Genomic DNA, 2,890 nt, shown 5'->3' with positions numbered 1-2,890 from the left:
CCACGCTTCCACCCATGACCTATCTACCTCATCGTCTCTGAGGGGTCTTTCTTGATTGCTCAAAGGGAAATCTCATCTCGGAGGGGGCTTCATGCTTAGATGCTTTCAGCACTTATCCCGTCCGCACGTAGCTACCCAGCGGTGCTCCTGGCGGAACAACTGGTACACCAGCGGTGCGTCCATCCCGGTCCTCTCGTACTAAGGACAGCTCTCCTCAAATTTCCTGCGCCCACGACGGATAGGGACCGAACTGTCTCACGACGTTCTGAACCCAGCTCGCGTACCGCTTTAATGGGCGAACAGCCCAACCCTTGGGACCTACTCCAGCCCCAGGATGCGATGAGCCGACATCGAGGTGCCAAACCTCCCCGTCGATGTGGACTCTTGGGGGAGATCAGCCTGTTATCCCCAGGGTAGCTTTTATCCGTTGAGCGATGGCCCTTCCATGCGGAACCACCGGATCACTAAGCCCGACTTTCGTCCCTGCTCGACTTGTAGGTCTCGCAGTCAAGCTCCCTTCTGCCTTTGCACTCTTCGAATGATTTCCAACCATTCTGAGGGAACCTTTGGGCGCCTCCGTTACTGTTTAGGAGGCGACCGCCCCAGTCAAACTACCCGCCTGACACGGTCCTCCAGCCGGATCACGGCTGCGAGTTAGAGACTCTATACGCAAAGGGTGGTATCCCAAGGGTGTCTCCACCGAAGCTGGCGCTCCGGCTTCACAAACTCCCACCTATCCTGTACATCGCGTACAAAGCCTCAATATCAGGCTGTAGTAAAGCTCCATGGGGTCTTTCCGTCCTGTCGCGGGTAACCTGCATCTTCACAGGTACTATGATTTCACCGGGTCTCTCGTTGAGACAGTGCCCAAATCGTTACGCCTTTCGTGCGGGTCGGAACTTACCCGACAAGGAATTTCGCTACCTTAGGACCGTTATAGTTACGGCCGCCGTTTACTGGGGCTTCGGTTCAGTGCTTCTCTTGCGATGACACATCCCCTTAACCTTCCAGCACCGGGCAGGCGTCAGCCCCTATACTTCATCTTGCGATTTAGCAGAGACCTGTGTTTTTGCTAAACAGTCGTTTGGGCCTATTCACTGCGGCTTATGTCGCCATAAGCGTCCCTTCTCCCGAAGTTACGGGACCATTTTGCCGAGTTCCTTAACGAGAGTTATCCCGCGCGTCTTAGAATTCTCATCTCGCCTACCTGTGTCGGTTTGCGGTACTGGCGCCGACCTCCTCACTAGAGGCTTTTCTTGGCAGCGTGAAATCCGGTGCTTCGCCCTACGGGCTCCACGTCACAGCTCAACCTTGTATGCCGGGCGGATTTGCCAACCCGACGGCCTCGCTGCTTGTCCGTGCACTTCCAGTCGCACGGTCACCTTATCCTTCTGCGTCCCCCCATCGTTCAAACGGTGGTACGGCGGTACAGGAATATCGACCTGTTGTCCATCGCCTACGCCTTTCGGCCTCGGCTTAGGTCCAGACTAACCCTGAGCGGACGAGCCTTCCTCAGGAAACCTTAGGCTTTCGACGGAGGGGATTCTCACCCCTCTTTTCGCTACTCACACCGGCATTCTCACTTCCAAGCGCTCCACGGCTCCTCACGATACCGCTTCACTGCTGCTTGGAACGCTCTCCTACCATCCCTTACGGGATCCATAGCTTCGGTGGTATGTTTAGCCCCGTTACATTTTCGGCGCGGCGCCACTCGACTAGTGAGCTATTACGCACTCTTTGAATGGTGGCTGCTTCTAAGCCAACATCCTAGTTGTCTGTGCAGCGCCACATCCTTTTCCACTTAACATACACTTGGGGACCTTAGCTGATGGTCTGGGCTGTTTCCCTCTCGACTACGGATCTTATCACTCGCAGTCTGACTCCCGAGTACAAGTTGCTGGCATTCGGAGTTTGACTGAATTCGGTAACCCTGTGGGGGCCCCTAGTCCAATCAGTGCTCTACCTCCAGAACTCTTCACCTCGAGGCTAGCCCTAAAGCTATTTCGGAGAGAACCAGCTATCTCCAGGTTCGATTGGCATTTCACCGCTACCCACACCTCATCCCCGCACTTTTCAACGTGCGTGGGTTCGGACCTCCAGTCAGTGTTACCTGACCTTCATCCTGGACATGGGTAGATCACCTGGTTTCGGGTCTACGACGACGGACTGATGCGCCCTGTTCAGACTCGCTTTCGCTGCGGCTCCGCCTCATCGGCTTAACCTCGCCCGCCATCGTAACTCGCCGGTTCATTCTACAAAAGGCACGCCATCACCCGTGAACGGGCTCTGACTACTTGTAGGCATACGGTTTCAGGATCTCTTTCACTCCCCTTCCGGGGTGCTTTTCACCTTTCCCTCACGGTACTGGTTCACTATCGGTCACTAGGAAGTATTTAGCCTTGGGAGATGGTCCTCCCGGATTCCGACGGGGTTTCACGTGTCCCGCCGTACTCAGGATCCACTCTGGAGGGGATGGGGTTTCGGCTACAGGGCCGTCACCTTCTCTGGCCGACCTTTCCAGGTCGTTCACCTACCCTATCCCTTTGTAACTCCGTGTAGAGTGTCCTACAACCCCAGGAAGCATGCTTCCTGGTTTGGGCTGTTCCCGTTTCGCTCGCCGCTACTCAGGGAATCGAATTTTCTTTCTCTTCCTCCGGGTACTTAGATGTTTCAGTTCCCCGGGTATGCCTCACGCCACGCTATGTATTCACGTGGGTGTCCCGCCGGTCTCCCGGCGGTGGGTTCCCCCATTCGGAGATCTCTGGATCGATGTGTACTTACCACTCCCCAGAGCATTTCGCTGTTCGTCGCGTCCTTCATCGGCTCCTAGTGCCAAGGCATCCACCGTACGCCCTTTCTACCTTGATCTAGCGTCTAAGACACACGGTCC

Annotated in this window: 1 rRNA gene; it reads right to left on the bottom strand. The window is 55.7% G+C overall.

Going from position 1 to position 2,890, the window contains the following annotated elements:
- Positions 1 to 2,868, bottom strand: a 23S ribosomal RNA gene (locus tag KNO71_RS17450); the annotation flags it as partial.
- Between the last annotated feature and the right edge of the window lie 22 nt (positions 2,869 to 2,890).

Origin of the sequence: Exiguobacterium sp. s163 (assembly GCF_018617135.1) — a bacterium.
GTDB classification, from domain to species: Bacteria; Bacillota; Bacilli; order Exiguobacteriales; family Exiguobacteriaceae; genus Exiguobacterium; species Exiguobacterium profundum.
This window is presented reverse-complemented; position numbering and strand designations above follow the sequence as displayed.